The sequence below is a fragment of the Legionella parisiensis genome, from assembly GCF_001467945.1.
Lineage (GTDB): Bacteria > Pseudomonadota > Gammaproteobacteria > Legionellales > Legionellaceae > Legionella > Legionella parisiensis.
Genome location: NZ_LNYQ01000013.1, coordinates 1953226 through 1970417, shown reverse-complemented (window position 1 = coordinate 1970417; position 17192 = coordinate 1953226). Strand labels below are relative to the sequence as shown.

Here is a 17192-nt window from a genome sequence, read left to right as displayed (position 1 = left end):
TCATTGTGGATGCTTTGGCTGCCTATAGCAAAGTTAACCAGCAAATTCAGGAAACGCTGGTAAAAACTCATGCCTTATTGGTTAAACGCATAGCACATCATTTATTGGGTCGTTTGCCGCAAAGTGTACAACTGGATGACTTAATACAAGCAGGAATGCTCGGATTACTGGAGGCAACTCGACATTATGATTCTTCTAAAGGTGCTTCATTTGAAACCTATGCGGGAATTCGCATTAGAGGGTATATGCTTGATGAAGTAAGACGTAATGATTGGGTACCTCGATCAGTACATCGTAATGGAAGAATGATTTCAGAAGCTGTTAAGAAAGTTGAACACCGGTTAGGAAGGGAAGCTAAGGATTCTGAAATTGCAACTGAACTTGAAATATCAATTGCTGAATACCATGAAATGTTACAAGACTCTGTGAGCAGTCATTTGTATGGTTTTGAAGATTTGGGCGTTACGGATGATGCCTTGCAAGTTGACGATGGACGTACTTCTACTGAACCTCATGTCAATGTATTGCATAGTGACTTGATGGGCCGTTTATCCGAGGTAATTCGCGGATTGCCTCAGAAGGAACGCATGGTACTTTCTTTATATTACGAACAGGATTTGAATTTAAAAGAAATCGGGGAGGTTATTGGCGTTAGCGAATCACGCGTTTCACAGATTCTTAGTCAGGCAATACATCGAATTAAATCACGCTTACCGGAATAAAAAGAATGGATGCTTTAACTTTAATAGGAATACTCACTAGTTTTTTAGCTATTACACTTGGCCAGATTTTTGAAGGTGGAAGTATGCAGGCTTTAATGAATATGCCTGCATTGTTGATTGTGCTCGGAGGCACAATTGGAGCAGTGATGGTGCAAACACCACTAAATATATTTAAAAGAGCCTTTAAAATTTTACCTTGGGTTATTAAGCCTCCTAAACTTGATTTTGAACCTTGCCGCAACAGAATGTTTGATTTAGCACGAAAAGCTCGTCAATTGGGGTTGCTTTCTCTAGAGGAACACTTAGAGGTTGAGAAAAATCCACTTATCAATAAGGGTCTGGAGTTGTTGGTAATTGGTGTAGATAAACTCACTATAAGAAAAGTTTTAGAAGACGAGATAGAACGTGTTGAAACTCATGATATCCATGCGGCACAAGTGTTTGAAAGTATGGGGGGATACAGCCCAACCATAGGAATTTTGGGGGCAGTATTAGGATTGATTGAAGTGATGCGTCATTTATCTGAGCCGAATGAATTGGGATTAGGTATTGCAGTAGCTTTCGTAGCGACTATTTACGGAGTTGGAATGGCTAATCTTATTTTTTTACCCGTAGCAAATAAATTAAAAAGTTGTATTGCTCGTCAGGTGCATTATGACGAAATGATTCTAGAAGGCATAGTCACCATTGCCTCTGGGGAAAGTCCAGGAGTTTTGATGTTAAAACTCAATAATTTTGGCCAGCATAAGAAAGATGAAAAAAAGAAAAAAAAGAAATGAACAAAATAATGATCATCATCGTTGGGTCGTCTCATATGCAGATTTCATTACCTTGTTATTCGCATTTTTCGTAGTAATGTATGCTATTTCTTCAGTCAACACCTCAAAGTATAAATCGCTTTCAGAAGGGATGAAGTCGGCTTTTAATAAAAAAGATGAAGCCCAGGCCCTGAAATCAACAAAAAGTATAAAGGATGGTCCACAATCAACACCATTTCGAGGGCCTTTTCATGATGGGCTTGATGAGTTAAATCAATCGCTCATAGAATTGCAAGATGGTAATTATAAGATTAACCGACAGGAAGGTTGGGTGGAGTTGGATATTAAAGCAGGAGCTTTATTTGATTCGGGTGATGCAGATTTAAAACCAGAAGCTTTTGTCAAATTAATGCAGTTAGCCGCTAAACTTAAAAAATCATCTTCTCTTGTCGCAATAGAAGGGTATACAGATAATGTTCCTATAGAAACGCCACAATTTCCATCAAACTGGGAACTTTCTGCGATGCGTGCAGCAGCTGTTGGACGTACTTTAAATTCGTTTGGGATAACAACGGATCGTATTTTAGTAACAGGCTATGGTGAGCAATATCCAGTAGCAGATAATGTTACAGAACTAGGGAGAGCTGCAAATCGTAGGGTGACTATTATCATTACTTTGAATCGAAATGTTCCTCGACTTTTAAACCCTGCGGTAAGCGAGCAAGATCATAGTGTAATCTTTGGGGGTAAAAATAAAAAATGATAACTTTTCTTTTAAGCTTAAATGTGGTTATTTTTTTATTTATTATGAATTATTTATTGAATCAACGGAAAAAACTAATTAGTTTTCGAGAGGAATTGAATACGCAGCAAAAATTAATTGATCAAATCACAAAAGATCATCCTGTGTTAATTCATGCTGATTTATTATTCTCCAAGCAGTTAAAGGAAATTAATAATCAATTAATTAGTATGGATAATCAAATTCAGGATCTGGAAAATAAACGAGATAATGATGGTGGATATCGCCATGCTTTGCGTATTTTGGAAATGGGCGGTAATCGCGATGAAATTGTGGAAAGTTGCCATTTATCTCTCGCAGAAGCGGATTTATTAATGAATTTGCAAGCCTACCGGACCGCAATGAAGACTTCATAGCTGTTTTTTTGCCTACTTTCACGGTAAAATCCCAGACTAATTTTTTACTAAGTCATGCTGAATTATAAATGTAGCTTGAGTAGGCTGGGCGGTTATGCCCAATTTATACCCAAATGGGTCTAAAAGCATTCCTTATCAACTATGTGATTTGGAAAATAATAAGGTTAAAAAATTGCTGGACTTAACAGTCTAGCCTGCCAGAGACTTCATTATGATAAGAGCATTGACATAATTACTATTTTTTAAGAGACACTTATGTTGGAAGTAAACCAAATTAATCTTAATCTGGTGGAGCTTGATAAGCGAGTAGAGTCGCTTAGGGGGTATCTTTGACTTTGATGCTAAAAGTGAGCGTTTGGAAGAGGTTGTTCGAGAGCTGGAATCATCAACAGTTTGGGATAATCCCGAGATTGCTCAGGCATTAGGACGTGAAAGAACACAGCTAGAGGCAGTTGTTTCAACTTTGACTCAATTAGGTCAATCCATTACTGATTTAAATGAATTATTTGAAATTGCACGTGAAGAAGGCGACGAGCAAACAATTAATGAAATTGGCGAAGAATTACACTCGATTGAACAAAAAGTTGCTGATTTAGAATTTCGCCGTATGTTTTCCGGAAAAATGGACGACTCGAATGCTTATTTAGATATTCAGTCGGGTTCGGGTGGTACGGAGGCACAGGATTGGGCGGAAATGTTGTTACGCATGTACTTGCGTTGGGGTGAACAGCATGGGTTTGATACGGAATTAATTGAATGCTCCCCGGGCGAGGTTGCTGGTATTAAAAGTGCTACTATTTACTTCAAAGGAGAATACGCTTTTGGATGGCTGCGTACTGAAAGCGGAGTACATCGCTTGGTAAGAAAATCACCTTTTGATTCAGGAAATAGAAGGCATACCTCTTTTGCAGCAGTATTTGTTTCACCTGAGATTGATGATGATATAGATATTGAAATTAATCCGGCTGATTTGCGTATTGATACATACCGTGCGTCCGGGGCTGGGGGGCAGCATGTTAACCGAACTGATTCAGCAGTACGTATTACTCATGCACCAAGTGGAATTGTAGTACAATGCCAGAATGATCGAAGCCAGCATCGCAATAAAGATCAGGCAATGAAACAGCTACGCGCCAAGTTATATGAATTGGAAATGCAAAAGAAAAATGCAGAGCAGCAAGCATTGGAAGCCAGTAAATCAGATATAGGTTGGGGATCTCAAATTCGTTCATATGTATTGGATCAATCTCGTATTAAAGATCTACGCACCGGTGTTGAAACGAGCAATACACAAGCAGTATTGGACGGGGCATTGGATCAGTTTATTGAAGCCAGTTTAAAGGCAGGAGTAGGGCAGCATGAGTGAAGAACAAATTGACCATATTGATGAAAGTGAAGTTTATTCTATTCGTAAACAAAAATTAGCTGAATTACGTACAAAAGGGTTTAATTTCCCAAATCAGTTTCGTCGTGAACATTTAGCCCAGGAAATTATAAAACATTACGATTCATTAGATAAGGACGCTTTAGCACAACGACATGTTAAGGTCAGTGTGGCTGGCCGCATAGTATTGAGACGCATTATGGGCAAAGCCAGCTTTTTTCATATACAAGATGTTTCTGGGCGTATTCAAGTGTATATCCGAGCTAACGACCTTCCTGAGCAGTATGAAGAGTTTAAGCATTGGGATTTAGGCGATATTGTTGGGGTTAAAGGTGAACTATTTAAAACAAATACGGGTGAGCTTACAGTAAATGCAGAGCACATAGAATTATTAACTAAGTCTCTGCGCCCTTTACCCGATAAATTTCATGGCTTAGCGGATCAAGAAGTAAAATACCGTAAACGCTATGTGGATTTAATTGCTAATGATGACAGTCGCCATACCTTTTTGATCCGTTCACAATTGATCCAAGCATTTAGGCAATTTATGGAACAACACTATTTCCTGGAAGTAGAAACTCCTATGATGCATCCTATTCCTGGTGGCGCCATGGCTCGTCCTTTTGTTACGCATCATCATACTCTGGATATGACTATGTATTTGCGTATCGCACCTGAGCTTTATTTGAAGCGACTTGTTGTGGGTGGATTTGAGCGTGTTTATGAAATTAATCGTAATTTCCGTAATGAAGGGATTTCAACACGCCATAATCCAGAATTTACTATGGTTGAGTTCTATCAAGCCTACGCGGATTATAAGGATTTGATGAATTTTACCGAGGAATTACTGTGTTATCTCTGTGATGCTGTTTTGAAAAAACGTCAGGTCGAATACCAAGGTCAAATCATTGATTTTGGCAAGCCGTTTACCCGTATGACGGTGAAAGAGGCAATTTTACATTATCACCCAGAAATTAATGCTAAAGATCTCGAGAGTGTAGTGAGTTGTCGTGCAATATTGCAGAAAAAAGGATTCCCTTTTAAAGAAACTGATGGTTTAGGCAAGCTGCAAATCATATTGTTTGAGGAAACTGTTGAGCATCAATTATTTCAACCTACCTTTATTACAGGCTATCCTACCGAAATATCACCTTTGGCACGCCGTAGTGATCATAGCCCAGAAGTGACTGATCGCTTTGAATTTTTTATTGCAGGCCGGGAAATTGCTAATGGGTTTTCTGAATTAAACGATGCTGAAGATCAGGCCGAACGTTTTCGAAAGCAGGTTGAGGAAAAGGATGCCGGTGATTTAGAAGCCATGCATTTTGATAGTGATTATATTGAAGCGCTGGAATATGGATTGCCCCCCACAGCGGGAGAAGGTATAGGTATTGATCGGTTGGTCATGCTATTTACCAATTCTCAGTCAATTCGGGATGTGATTTTGTTCCCTCATTTACGGCAATAAAGAGTGACTAACAAGTATTTTTATCGCTTTAGTTGTTAGAGAGGTGCTAGCTGGTCTTTGAGAGAATCAAAGGTGCTTTCTTTAACCACTGCCTCGAGTTAAGAGCGTGTTCTTGTCTACCTTCTATGGCTTTTCTGCGGGATCCCGAACCTGGGATTGCGCAGATAAGCCGCAGGACATAAAGTCAAGCCCCATTGGTTAATGGTAGTTTTTCTATAGCCAGACCATGTAATTACGTGTTCTTAATAAGTACTTTTTTCAAATTTAAGAAATAAAAAATCAAGGAATAATAATAATTTATCAGGTGACTTATGTTTGTTACTCACTTCCAACGGGCGATTGCATACATCAGAGAAGCCCAGGAAATCGCATTATTTGTTACTCTGGCTGACGCGAGATTATCAGCGATATTTCGTACATCTCCTTTATTTTACATCATGTTGCCTTTTATAGGTTTCTTGCTAACTGTAAATGCTTTAATAAATGGCTATCGCCTTACAACAGCCAGCAATCGCAATTTTGATCGATGGTTTCTTTTTGCTACGTCTGCACTTTGTGCTGTTTTAGCGAGTGTATCACTCTATGGTGCAGCAATATCAATGGCCTTAGGTTATAGTTTTGCTGCAGCTCCTTGGTTTTTTGCCAGCAGCTTAATTGTTGCATTGGTTCATCAGCTGGTCATGGTTGGGCTCAATTTATATAGAGCTTTTGAATCTCCTCCAAATAGTGCTCAACGCATGCATTACATCCAAGCAGCATTGGGTAATTTGTTCGCTATGACTCTTATCGCTTCTGCCTTAGGGGTGGTTTTTTTTACCCTGCTTTTCCCTATTGCTCCTGCTATAGGCACTCTATTTGCACTGACGGCGGTCTTATTTACTGGTCTTGACATATCATGGAGTGTGGCTCCTCATACTTTAAAACGAGCGATCAAAGGATGGTTTCATTTGAGCAAACCCGATGTTACTCAGGATGCAATTGCACAGCAAGAAGTGATCTTGAAACTTAACGGTTTAAAAGAAGAAGAATCAAATGATCATAATTACTCCAGGTTGTTTACATACTTGGATTACAGTGCAGTAATTCGAACGATGGGTGTAGATGCGATCAACCCCTATCTGGAAGGGCTTATTCAGTATAAATTGCACATATTAAGACAAAAAGCCGACTCGCAAGATGCGAAAATAAAAGACAAAATTTCTTTGTTAACATCATTATTAAACGTAATCGAAAACCCTCAAAAAATTTCTAAAAAAGAGGTATTGGAAAAATATCCTTTAGCATTTCAAAGTTTTTGGCACGAAAAAGGCGATGTGGAACAAATATTTGATGCAGTAATTGTTGCTCAGAGGAGGAGTTTACCTCCAGAGATAAATATTCCATCGCATAAAATATGTGTTTAGAAATATATCAATATTGCATTAAATATTATAAAATGTTAAAACAATTAACTTTTTGAATAAAAAATATTTTATTTAAGATTGATTTTTCAAATTTTCTGTCTCAGGTTGCTTTGGTCTATATTAATAATATACATTAGCAAAATGATCGAGCAGTAAGAGAGTTTTATATTCCTTTTAAATATCGAGCAATCACAGCAAATTGTGGCAATGACATTCTTGGTGAACAGGCTACTTGCACAATTATAAAGTTGCTTCGTGAAGACGATGCAGATTTTTTCGTCATCAATTGCCAAGAAACGCATTTTGGAAAAACTCAGGCACAGATAGAGGACCAGTTAAGAAAATTAGGTCTGGAAGGCTATGAGGTAGAATGCATAAGTCATATGTCAACCCATACTAAATTGGATACGCAGATCCTTCCTACGACAGGTATGGCAACCTTTATTATTCATAAAGCAAGTTTGAAAGTAAAAGTTGAAGGTGAGCCAGTAGAAGCACGACGAAATAGCAGCAGACTTTGTGGTGCAGGGTATAATAAAGGAGGCTTGGTTACTAATTTTACTGTATTACGAAGTGGAGACAGTGAAAAAAATATTAAGGATGAACGTATTAAAATACAAGCAGTTACTGGGCATTTGGATGCAGGTAATGTAGTAAAACGTAATCAGGATTGGCATAAACTCTACAGTGCAACGGTAAAAAATGTGAGTAGCTGGAAGGAACTTGTTGCTGCTTGTCCTGATTTATTCCTTTCCGGGTATGATGCAAATACCCGAAACAAATTTGATAAGAAGAGTAAAACCGAGATAAAGATTTGGGATAACCCGAATGATCATCCTGAACTACATGCACTTCATCTTATTTGTGAGGGTGCACTCAAGTACAGCAAAGATGAAACCTACAGTCATATAACAATAGACCCACAAACAGGCGAAGAAGTAATAGCTGATCCAAAACGTGAAGGGGATGCGGCACGAGGAACACTTGATCTTGTGACTATGTATAATGGCAATATAGTTCAAATGAGCTCCCGAAAAAAAATAGACAAGGACGCAGCAGTAGTACAGGTTGCACCAGAGCCTGGCTCTGCTCGTGATCATCATGTAATTATCAGTCCTTCCCAAGATTACATACCACTTAATTATTTTATCTGTGTTAGAAATCTAATGGCCGCTCGCCTATATGGTGTTGCCCCCGATATAGCTAAAAAAATCATGGCATTGAACGAAGAGAGTCAACGGACTAGGTTGCAATTGTTAAGTTACTACAAACAGTATTTAGGTCCTGATGGATTCTTAGATAAGGCGATTGCTTTACATGTCCGCAAATTGGAATGTGTTCAACGTATAATGAATGACACAAAAAATAAGGACTTAGAAGAAGAGCTTAAAAAAATTCTGTTTAGTGAACAAAAATGGTGTGCTGGTGAGCCAAAACAATTAAAAGCAAAACAAGAATTAATGGAGAAGTTCCTCGATTCATTGGCTGAGTGCGAGCATGGGGTAGGGATTAACGCTCGTATGCTGTGTTATCTCGATCTACAAGGAAAGATCACTAAAAATGAACAAGCAAATGTAGAGGAAGCCTTTAGGGATTCAGCAGTTAAAGCGTATCAAGATCATTATATTCTTTTTTCAGCTGCATTGGCTCAGAGAACGGATAAGTACCCTCAGCTTGGAACAGCAATCGAGAAAATATTAAAACTGCTTGATGCAATTGCTGAGCATAGTAATGGAACCGCATTAAAAAATCTGGATCGAAAGAAATTGGATACACTGACTCATATCATTGCGCAGTGTTACAATAGCCTGATTTTGTTGCAGGCAGGGGAAATTGAAGAAATTGAAAAAATTAATAAGGACTTAATTAGTCTTTCTTATGAGGCAATGGGGAGTTCTTCTTCAGTATGGCAAGCTTTGGCTAGTGCTGTGAAGTTTTTTGTGACTTTAATTGCCAATATAACATCCGATGCAACGTTGCCGGATAAAGTGGGCATTGTTCAGGATATAAAATTATCCAAGTCTATAGAACAATATAAATCTGCACTTAAAGAAATCCTTCCGAAAGAAGAGGAAGAAGAAAACAATCGTCTCGGCAACCCCTTTCAAAACAGGTAGCAAATCCATGTAAGAAGGATTCTATTTCTATATGACCGTGATAAAGATTGACTGCAAAAGAGCTACTTGTTGCGATCGAATTCAGCCTTGGTAGGTGGGTGGTTCTATGAATTATTTTCATATGTTTATCCAGCTATTTCAATTTTAATATAGATTAATCATGAAAAAATCAAATAAAAATAAAGTCTATGAAGCTTATGATGAACTAATTGATTGGTTTGATGTTCATCGTAATAAAGAGCTCCATATGGAGCAATTTTATTTGTATCAAATAAAAAAACATTTTCCTCATGGTGGGAGTGTGCTGGATATTGGGTGTGGTACTGGAGAACCTATTGCAAAATTTTTTATTCAAGCGGGATATGACATAACCGGTGTTGATGCCAGTACAAAAATGATAGAGCGTTGCAAACAAAACTTTCCAAATGCACACTGGATTATAGAAGACATGCGAACGATGAAATTTCTTGTTCAGTTTGATATTGTTATTGCATGGCACAGTTTTTTTCATTTACCACAAGCTGATCAAAGAAGTGCGTTGAGTTTATTTTCTTCCTTAGTTAAACCCAAGGGGTTGTTACTTTTTACTTCGGGGCCTGAGGCAGGAGAAGTTTGGGGTGAAAATGGTGATTATGATTTATATCATGCCTCCCTAGATGCCAAAGAATACACAACTATTTTAAACAAGAATCACTTGCAGGTTTTGGTGCATAAAGTTAGCGACCCGAATTGCGGCGGGGCAACCGTTTGGCTTGCTCAGAAAAGTTAACTTACAGATGAACATTTAGTTTGGAAAAGTGCTTGAACTTCATTAATTTATATATAAATTTTAGAGTCCATATCCCGTGTGATATCCAAATTTAATTGCATACCATCTTCATTCCGAGATGAAGAGGAGATGTTATTTTGTTTAAGACCAAAAAAAACTTGATCTGTTTCTGCAAGAAGTGTTTGTGATTTCGCGAGTCTTAGCTTCTCGAGTTCTTCATCGATGCTAGGGGCCTGAGAAGTTAATTGTCTTGCTTCACTGAGAGAGCGTTCTGCTTCGTCCCAATTTTTTTCAAATCGATAACAACAGGCTATTTTTAACCAAGCATCCGCTTGATCTTGCGTCTCAATCGTTTGCTTAAGAATTGTGGTAAACTTTTTTCTTGCTTCTATGTACATCCCTTGTTTGAAGGAACACATACCTGTTTGATTGAGTGCCGGTATATGATTTTGATCTGACTCGAGTACTAAACTATATAACTCCTGGGCTTTTTCATACTCTTCATTTTGGTACAGATGATTTCCAAATTGGGCATAACACTCAGCAAGATTTTCTGTAATTATTTTTTTTAATGCTATATCCTCTTTTTGACAATGTGTTAATGCCTCACGATAATAGTGAATGGCACAGATAAAGTTCACGCTTATGTCTTCTTGAGTCTCTTTCTCTTTGGATAATTTTTTAAGCAGCTCGATATATTGCTCATGCCATCTGGCTGTTGTTTGTAAAAGCATCGGATTATTAACGCATATTTCTAATGCTGAATTGAGTGCGATATGAGCATTTTTGAGTAAAATAAAACAATTTTCTAAATGAGAATTGAGATGATCACGTGCAAGGCTCATATAACTTAACCCCAAATTATGTCGCGCTGAAACACAACTAAGGTCATTTTCTATTGCAGCAAAGTAATATGTGATTGCCACTTCATTTTTATTTTCCGTAGCATAGCATTGTCCTACAAGATCAAAAGCATGAGATCTGTTTTCTTGCTTTTTCACACTTTTAGTTAATTCAATAAACTGGTTTAAATAAAAAATAGTATCTTTTTTTCATCAGATAAAAAACAAGCCTTTCCTAAAAAAAAGTAGGTTTCTGGGACCTCAGGATTCTGGGCAATTGCTTGGAGAAATAGTTTCTTAGCTTGCGCATATTCACTTCTATTAAAAGCATCTATGCCTTGTGAGTGGAACAAGTTAAACATATTTACCATTCCCTGTAGAGTAGTTAATGTTTTTTACGTCCTGTATGCCAAACCAATCAGGAATTTAGAATATAATAAGCAAGACCATTTTAATAGTCATTCAAAGCTATTGGAGTATCTTGTGGCAACAATACTAGGCATTAGTGGGGTATCAGGTGCTGGTAAGTCAACGCTTGCTGAAACTCTTGCTAAGGAGTTAAGAGCTATGCTAATTAGTTGGGATGAGTTTGATGAGATATCACTCGCTCCAGCAAACTATGTAGCTTGGCATCAAAGCGGACAAGATTATCGCGAGTGGAATTAAGTGAGCTTGCTAAAATACTACAGATGCTTAAGTCAGGACATTCAATAGTACATTCGATAACACAGGATGTTTTAAAACCAACTCGATTTATTATTTTTGATGCACCTTTAGGGCGTTTGCATCAGCAGACAGGGCAATATATTGATTTCTGTATCCATATTGAGGTTCCCTTAGATAGTTCCCTATGTAGAAGGATATTACGTGATTTTAAAGAAGAAAAAAGAGAATAAAAAAGAGCTTTTGGATGAGTTAACATTTTACTTAGACGAATCAAGGCCTTTATTTTTTTGATGAACAGCTGAAAAAGCGCAGATTTAATTCTCAATGGAGAATACGCCACTAAACTTCAGGTACAATTAATTCTGCAATTTTTAAATCAAGGAAAAACAGGAAATGCAAACAAATCCTATTATTGAACTAATTCTTTGGTTGGAGCGAGAGCAAAAGAGTGGGGCGCCAAACCCGAATCACGCGGTTTTATCCTCTATTTCATTAGATGGTGCGCCGCATAGCCGTGTTGTCGCTATTCGTGAAATTTCAAATGAAGGAATTTTATTTTTTACTCAAAAAGGTACTCGCAAAGTAAGCGAATTAACAAACAATTCCCATGTAAGTCTCGTGTTTTGGCTGGAACTGTTACAACGAGAAGTGATTATAGAAGGTAAAGCCCAATTTCTAAATCATGCTGAGAATCAAAACTATTGGGACAGCTATCCTCAATGGGCGCAAATTCGTTTTTTAAGTTATGCACCTACGTCCATGCAAGTTATTGATAGTAAAAAAATTCTTGAGGAAAAGCGCCAAAAAATTGAGGATTCATTTGTAAATAAACCAATCCCTTTAAGCCCCGATTATTGTGGTTTTCGTATTCAACCTGAGCATATGATATTCTATTCATACCGACAGGACGAGCTATCCGATGTTTGGGAATATGTTTTACAGAATAATGCATGGTATTTGCAACGCTTGTCACCCTAGAGGGAAATCATTGCTAATTCAATTTATTAGATATTCTTAGGTAGAAAATGTTCATAAGTTGGGTGAAACAGAGCATGAATTAATTCATCCAGCACCCAGGGTGCTCTGTTTCAATCATGAATCTATACATATGCCAGCTTACATTTCAGAATAATTTGGTCCACCACCACCCTCTGGTGCATGCCACACTATATTTTGTCGAGGATCTTTGATGTCGCAGGTTTTACAGTGGACACAGTTTTGGGCATTAATTTGTAATTTAGGGCCTTTTTCTTCTTCAATTATTTCATATACGCCAGCAGGACAATATCGACCTTCTGGGAATGCATAAGTTTTTAAATTGACATCTATTGCCAATTGAGGCTTTTTCAATACGAGATGGCAGGGTTGATTTTCCTCATGATACGTATTTGATAAAAAAACAGATGAAAGTCTATCAAAAGTAAGTACCCCATCGGGCTTAGGATAATCTATTTTTTTTGCTTCATTTGCTGGAATTAAAGTATTGTGGTCAGCATGATTAGTTAAAGTCCATGGAGAATGTCCGCGGGTAATGTATGTTTCAAAAGCTGCATTGATTAAGCCTGGAATTAGGCCGTATTTAAATCCTGGCCTTATATTGCGTACAGCATAGAGCTCCTTTTCCAGCCAGGAATTTTTGATTTTTTCTGGATAATCAGTCAATTCAAATGGTGCAGGGTTTTCTTGTTGCAAGGCATCAAAGCATGCTTCTGCTGCAAGCATGCCTGACTGCATTGCCATATGTATTCCTTTGATTTTAGGTACGTTAAGAAAACCTGCAGCATCACCAATTAATGCACCGCCTGGAAAAGTTAGTTTTGGTAAGGATTGCCATCCCCCCTCATTAAGGGCTCGCGCCCCATAACTGATTCGTTCACCTCCAGTTAAAGTAGGTTGAACTAGTGGGTGTGTTTTAAAGCGCTGGAATTCCGCAAAAGGATTCAACCATGGATTTTTATAATCCAAACCGACTACAAAACCAATAGCAACGCGTTGTTTTGACAGATGATATATGAATGAACCACCATAGGTCATGTGATCCATTGGCCAGCCTACGGTATGAATAACTAGTCCGGGCTTATGTTGTTCTTCCTTAACCTGCCATATTTCTTTTATTCCAAGACCATAAGTTTGTGGATTCGCTTTATCCCTTAAGTGGTAATGTGCCATCAGACTCTGACTAAGCTGTCCACGACATCCTTCTGCAAATAAAGTCTGTTTCGCAAGAAGATGCATACCAGCTTGATAATTGTTTGTTTTCTCTTTGTTTTTGTCGAGGCCTACACTTCCGGTTGCGACACCGATTACTTGATTGTGATCGTTATAAAGGGCTCTAGCTGCAGCAAAACCAGGATAGATTTCACACCCTAGGGACTCAGCCTGTTGTGCAAGAAACATGCAAAGTTCACCTAAGCTAATAATATAATTTCCTTCATTATGCATGGGCTTTGGCGTAGGGAGCTTATAGGAGTTTTTTGAGGTTAGAAAATAAAAACGATCTTCGGTTACTGATGTATTGAGAGGTGCTTCTTGCCAAGTATCAGGAAGTAACTCTTTAAGACTTCTAGGTTCTAGAACAGCTCCAGAGAGAATATGTGCTCCAACTTGAGCCCCTTTTTCCAGAATGCAAACGGATAATTCTTTTTGCGCAGCTAATGCGAGCTGCTTTAATTTAATCGCGGCAGATAACCCCGCCGGACCTGCACCGACGATGATTACATCAAATTCCATGGTTTCGTGTTCCACACGCGCTCCTAACTGTGATTATAAAAAGATAAAATAATCGCTTTTCTATGCTTTAATATCAAGATTTATATTGAAAATTAATACGCATTGCAGAATAGGCGAAGAAAAGCGGAATCTAGAGAGTAATTCCGCATTTTAAGGTTTGTTATATTTCACTCAGGCTGTATCAATCTAACAATTAAATTGAATATTGATAATCATTTTCACAACAATCCGTTGTAGCAGAAACAACTGTGGCCGCTGAACGAGTAAATAGCGAAGCAATGCTGTGTGGAAAACTAAAAACAGCTAGTAAAGCTCCTGCAACAGTTCCAAGGAGCGTTAAACCTATTAGCGCAAGGCTGTTAGCAACCCCTTCCAGTGCTGTATTACGATATTCAGCATTCATCATAATAATTGATAAAAGTCCAAGTAACGTGAACCCAACAAAGTAACACGCAGCCATAAGCACAGTAAATGCCATAAATGCCGTTCCTATAGCTGTTGCAGCAGGATACCATATTGGGGCTAGTAATCCGCCTGTAAATTCCTGGCTATTTTGGTAGGGAGCGAAAAAACCGGGGCGTTCTCGATATTTGCTGACTGTTCGTTCAATGATTCCTGAAAGATAATTTTCATCCTGTGCTTCATCGTTTAAATCCAATATTTCACTTATTTCAGTCCAGCCAATTAAGTTTAACATAAAATCCTCTTAATGATTCATCTTTGTGCAGAGTATCTAAATTAATTAATAGAGTCAAATAGTTAACTCTATTTAAATCAGGGGCCGATTATCATTATTTTATCGAAGAATTTTTTTGATTTTCTGAATATAAGTAAGATAAAAGAAGTAACAGAATTTAACAAAATAAGCTAAACTGAGTGTAGATATTTAAAAGGAGTTTGTTAATGAAAACAATATTTGGTTTATTGCTTTTTAGTTTTTCCATGATGGGTTATGCAGATGATAATTTAACCATGAATGTTAATTTGGATGAACCAAGTTTTGTTGTGACCTTACCTGCAAATCCGACTACAGGATTTCAATGGTCAGTTGTGCGCTTTGATAAAAATTTATTAACACTCCGAAGTAGTACTTATGAACGACCGAAGACTGATCTTATCGGAGCTGGTGGGCAAATGCATTTCACCTTTGGGTTAGAGAAAAGAAAAAGCTATCCAGAAAATACGGTAATTGTATTTAAATATGCCCGCTCTTGGGAACCTGATACAGCAACCTTGAAAAGTATTAAAGTGAATTTCATAAAAGCGGATAACAATTAGAATTAGTGTTAAGAGCTCAACCCAACCAGGCTTAGTCGTATTGAGCCTTCCCTGCACCCAAATCCCCCGTTAAAATAAGCATTTACGCGGGACTTGAGCCATACCTATACATTCATCATGATTTTTTAAATTTAAATGGTAAATATCTAGGTTCCCAAAACATATCTTCTACCAGTTTTTCCAAATCAGCATCATGATTTTTTTGCGCTAGTCCTGAATCAATAGCACAGCGTGCTACGGCGACCGCAATTTCCTTGGCAACAGTTTGCGCATCATCCAAAGAGGGCAATAAAGGTAAGTAACTTTCTTTTTTGCTGGGAGCGAACTGGCATAAAGCATGTGCTGCAGCCAGGATCATATCTTCAGTTAATTTTGTTGCATTAACTGCGAGGACTCCTAGTCCTATACCAGGAAAGACCAATGCATTATTACATTGGGCAATTTGTACCATACGATTATGATATTCAACTGCCGGAAAGGCTGTACCTGTAGCAATTAAAGCTCTTCCCTGGCTCCAAGTTAGGATATCTGCTGGTTTAGCCTCGCATTTTTCATCTGGATTAGACAATGGGAAAATAATAGGACGCTCACAATTAACAGACATGGTTTCGATGATGTCTTGAGAGAATGCTCCTGGTTGAGCTGAGCAACCTATAAGAACAGTAGGTTTTACATGTCTTACAGTATCAGTAAGTGAAGGATGCTGTTTTTCATTGATGGTCCATTTGTATATCTCTTTGGGATCTCGCGCATAAGGTTTTTGTGCTTCAGTAAGCTCTGGGTCAGTGCTAAGTAACAAGCCTTGACGGTCAATCAACCAAAAACGTTGATACGCTTCGGCGGGACTAATTCCCTCACGCACCATTGCATCAATAATTTGATCGCTTATACCAGTCCCTGCAGAACCAGCACCAAAAACAACAATTCGTTGTTCATGCACTTTTGAACCTGTTACATCACAGGCTGCTAATAAAGCTGACAAGGTCACAGCGCCAGTACCTTGAATGTCATCATTAAAGGTACATAATTGATCTTGGAATTTTTCCAGAATACGCCGGGCATTACCACGGCCAAAATCTTCCCAATGTAAAAATGCATTGGGGAATTGTTTGTGAATTTCATGAACGAAAGTAGAGATAAAATCGTCATATGCAGCTGGACTAATGCGTGGATGGCGACAACCTAAGTACATAGGATCATTGAGTAACTCTTGATTATTTGTACCTACATCAAGAAATATAGGCAAGGTGCGAGTCGGCTCAATGCCTCCGCATAAACAATAAACCATTAATTTGGCCACAGGAATGTCCATTCCTCCAATTCCTTGGTCACCTATACCCAAGACGCCTTCTCCATCAGTAACGACAATCACATCGATTTCTGGGTTAGAACGATTTTTTAATATTTCTTCTATTTGATTTTTATCTGTATGGGAAATATATAAACCGCGAGGTTGTCTGTATTCATGACTGAAACGTTTTACTGCAGTTCCCACGATAGGAGTATATATTGTAGGTAACATTTCACCTAAGTGGCGGTTGATTAATTTGTAGAATAAAATTTGATTTTTATCGTGCAAATTATTTAAATAAATATTTTGTTGTAGACGAGTTGTATAACTGGAATATTGTAGATAAGCGCGTTTGACTTGTTCATCCAGTGTTTCAACGCGATGGGGCAGTTTTCCCAACAGACCAAACTCTTTTCTTTCTTCGTTTGTGAATGCTGTGCCTTTGTTCAATTGAGGAGTCGTTAGGAGTGGTTTACCGCAAAGAGAAGTTTCAATGTATTGTTCTCCTGTTTGAGGATCACGCAGCAATTTAAAATCAAGCATAGTTATCTCATAAGATGGCGTTAGCGTTTGTCTAGTGATAATATCGGTTTTTTGTAGTTTAGA

General features: G+C 38.0%; 18 protein-coding genes. 13 read left to right on the top strand and 5 right to left on the bottom strand.

What is annotated here, in order from left to right; genetic code table 11:
* Window positions 1-5: 5 nt before the first annotated feature.
* The 9 genes from Lpar_RS14810 to Lpar_RS14770 all read left to right on the top strand — a co-directional run bounded on the left by Lpar_RS14810 (window position 6) and on the right by Lpar_RS14770 (window position 9779).
* A complete protein-coding gene (locus tag Lpar_RS14810) occupies window positions 6-722 on the top strand; it encodes an RNA polymerase sigma factor FliA (protein ID WP_058518650.1) in 717 nt (238 codons plus the stop codon).
* A 5-nt stretch (window positions 723-727) separates the two neighbouring features.
* The gene (locus Lpar_RS14805; protein ID WP_058518649.1) at window positions 728-1501 is read left to right on the top strand and encodes a flagellar motor protein; all 774 of its coding nucleotides are present in this window, start codon (window positions 728-730) and stop codon (window positions 1499-1501) included.
* Entirely contained in the window at window positions 1476-2243 is a 768-nt protein-coding gene (locus tag Lpar_RS14800) for a flagellar motor protein MotB (protein WP_058518648.1), read from the top strand. The genes Lpar_RS14805 and Lpar_RS14800 overlap by 26 nt, the downstream gene beginning before the upstream one ends.
* Complete coding sequence (locus Lpar_RS14795) at window positions 2240-2638, top strand: DUF2802 domain-containing protein (protein WP_058518647.1); 399 nt, start codon at window positions 2240-2242, stop codon at window positions 2636-2638. The genes Lpar_RS14800 and Lpar_RS14795 overlap by 4 nt, the downstream gene beginning before the upstream one ends.
* Before the next feature lie 255 nt (window positions 2639-2893).
* A protein-coding gene (prfB, locus tag Lpar_RS14790; protein ID WP_115341228.1) for a peptide chain release factor 2 occupies window positions 2894-4004 on the top strand; the annotation gives its coding sequence in 2 pieces (ribosomal slippage) (window positions 2894-2968 and window positions 2970-4004; 1110 coding nt in all).
* Window positions 3997-5490, top strand: a complete 1494-nt coding sequence (gene lysS, locus Lpar_RS14785) for a lysine--tRNA ligase (RefSeq protein ID WP_058518646.1) — start codon at window positions 3997-3999, stop codon at window positions 5488-5490. The genes prfB and lysS overlap by 8 nt, the downstream gene beginning before the upstream one ends.
* 311 nt (window positions 5491-5801) lie before the next feature.
* Window positions 5802-6893, top strand: a complete 1092-nt coding sequence (locus tag Lpar_RS14780) for a hypothetical protein (protein ID WP_058518645.1) — start codon at window positions 5802-5804, stop codon at window positions 6891-6893.
* A gap of 248 nt (window positions 6894-7141) precedes the next feature.
* Window positions 7142-9010 (top strand): exonuclease/endonuclease/phosphatase family protein, encoded by a 1869-nt coding sequence (locus tag Lpar_RS14775; RefSeq protein WP_058518644.1) that lies wholly within the window; start codon window positions 7142-7144, stop codon window positions 9008-9010.
* A 160-nt stretch (window positions 9011-9170) separates the two neighbouring features.
* Window positions 9171-9779, top strand: coding sequence for a class I SAM-dependent methyltransferase (locus Lpar_RS14770; RefSeq protein ID WP_058518643.1), 609 nt, complete (start codon window positions 9171-9173; stop codon window positions 9777-9779).
* A gap of 47 nt (window positions 9780-9826) precedes the next feature.
* Here the strand turns inward: Lpar_RS14770 and Lpar_RS14765 are convergent, their stop codons facing one another.
* Both Lpar_RS14765 and Lpar_RS19035 read right to left on the bottom strand, forming a co-directional pair.
* A complete protein-coding gene (locus tag Lpar_RS14765; RefSeq protein ID WP_058518642.1) occupies window positions 9827-10780 on the bottom strand; it encodes a tetratricopeptide repeat protein in 954 nt (317 codons plus the stop codon).
* Between the two features lie 26 nt (window positions 10781-10806).
* Window positions 10807-10983, bottom strand: a complete 177-nt coding sequence (locus Lpar_RS19035) for a tetratricopeptide repeat protein (protein ID WP_115341229.1) — start codon at window positions 10981-10983, stop codon at window positions 10807-10809.
* A 121-nt stretch (window positions 10984-11104) separates the two neighbouring features.
* Here Lpar_RS19035 and Lpar_RS19445 point away from each other — a divergent pair, with 121 nt between their 5' ends.
* The 3 genes from Lpar_RS19445 to Lpar_RS14755 all read left to right on the top strand — a co-directional run bounded on the left by Lpar_RS19445 (window position 11105) and on the right by Lpar_RS14755 (window position 12265).
* Complete coding sequence (locus Lpar_RS19445) at window positions 11105-11287, top strand: nucleoside/nucleotide kinase family protein (RefSeq protein ID WP_237759421.1); 183 nt, start codon at window positions 11105-11107, stop codon at window positions 11285-11287.
* Complete coding sequence (locus Lpar_RS19440) at window positions 11278-11517, top strand: nucleoside/nucleotide kinase family protein (protein WP_237759420.1); 240 nt, start codon at window positions 11278-11280, stop codon at window positions 11515-11517. The genes Lpar_RS19445 and Lpar_RS19440 overlap by 10 nt, the downstream gene beginning before the upstream one ends.
* A 163-nt stretch (window positions 11518-11680) precedes the next feature.
* Complete coding sequence (locus Lpar_RS14755) at window positions 11681-12265, top strand: pyridoxine/pyridoxamine 5'-phosphate oxidase (protein ID WP_058518641.1); 585 nt, start codon at window positions 11681-11683, stop codon at window positions 12263-12265.
* A 138-nt stretch (window positions 12266-12403) separates the two neighbouring features.
* On the opposite strand, the gene Lpar_RS14750 is transcribed toward Lpar_RS14755, so the two are convergent.
* Window positions 12404-14032: an electron transfer flavoprotein-ubiquinone oxidoreductase gene (locus Lpar_RS14750; protein WP_058518640.1), complete on the bottom strand. Its 1629-nt coding sequence runs from the start codon at window positions 14030-14032 to the stop codon at window positions 12404-12406.
* A 178-nt stretch (window positions 14033-14210) separates the two neighbouring features.
* On the bottom strand, window positions 14211-14714 hold the full coding sequence (locus Lpar_RS14745; RefSeq protein ID WP_058518639.1) for a hypothetical protein: 504 nt from the start codon (window positions 14712-14714) through the stop codon (window positions 14211-14213).
* Window positions 14715-14920: 206 nt separating this feature from the next.
* On the opposite strand from Lpar_RS14745, the gene Lpar_RS14740 reads away from it, so the two are divergent.
* Window positions 14921-15295, top strand: coding sequence for a protease inhibitor I42 family protein (locus Lpar_RS14740; protein WP_058518638.1), 375 nt, complete (start codon window positions 14921-14923; stop codon window positions 15293-15295).
* 115 nt (window positions 15296-15410) lie between these two features.
* Here Lpar_RS14740 and Lpar_RS14735 read toward each other — a convergent pair whose 3' ends face one another.
* A complete protein-coding gene (locus tag Lpar_RS14735) occupies window positions 15411-17129 on the bottom strand; it encodes an NAD-dependent malic enzyme (RefSeq protein ID WP_058518637.1) in 1719 nt (572 codons plus the stop codon).
* Between the last annotated feature and the right edge of the window lie 63 nt (window positions 17130-17192).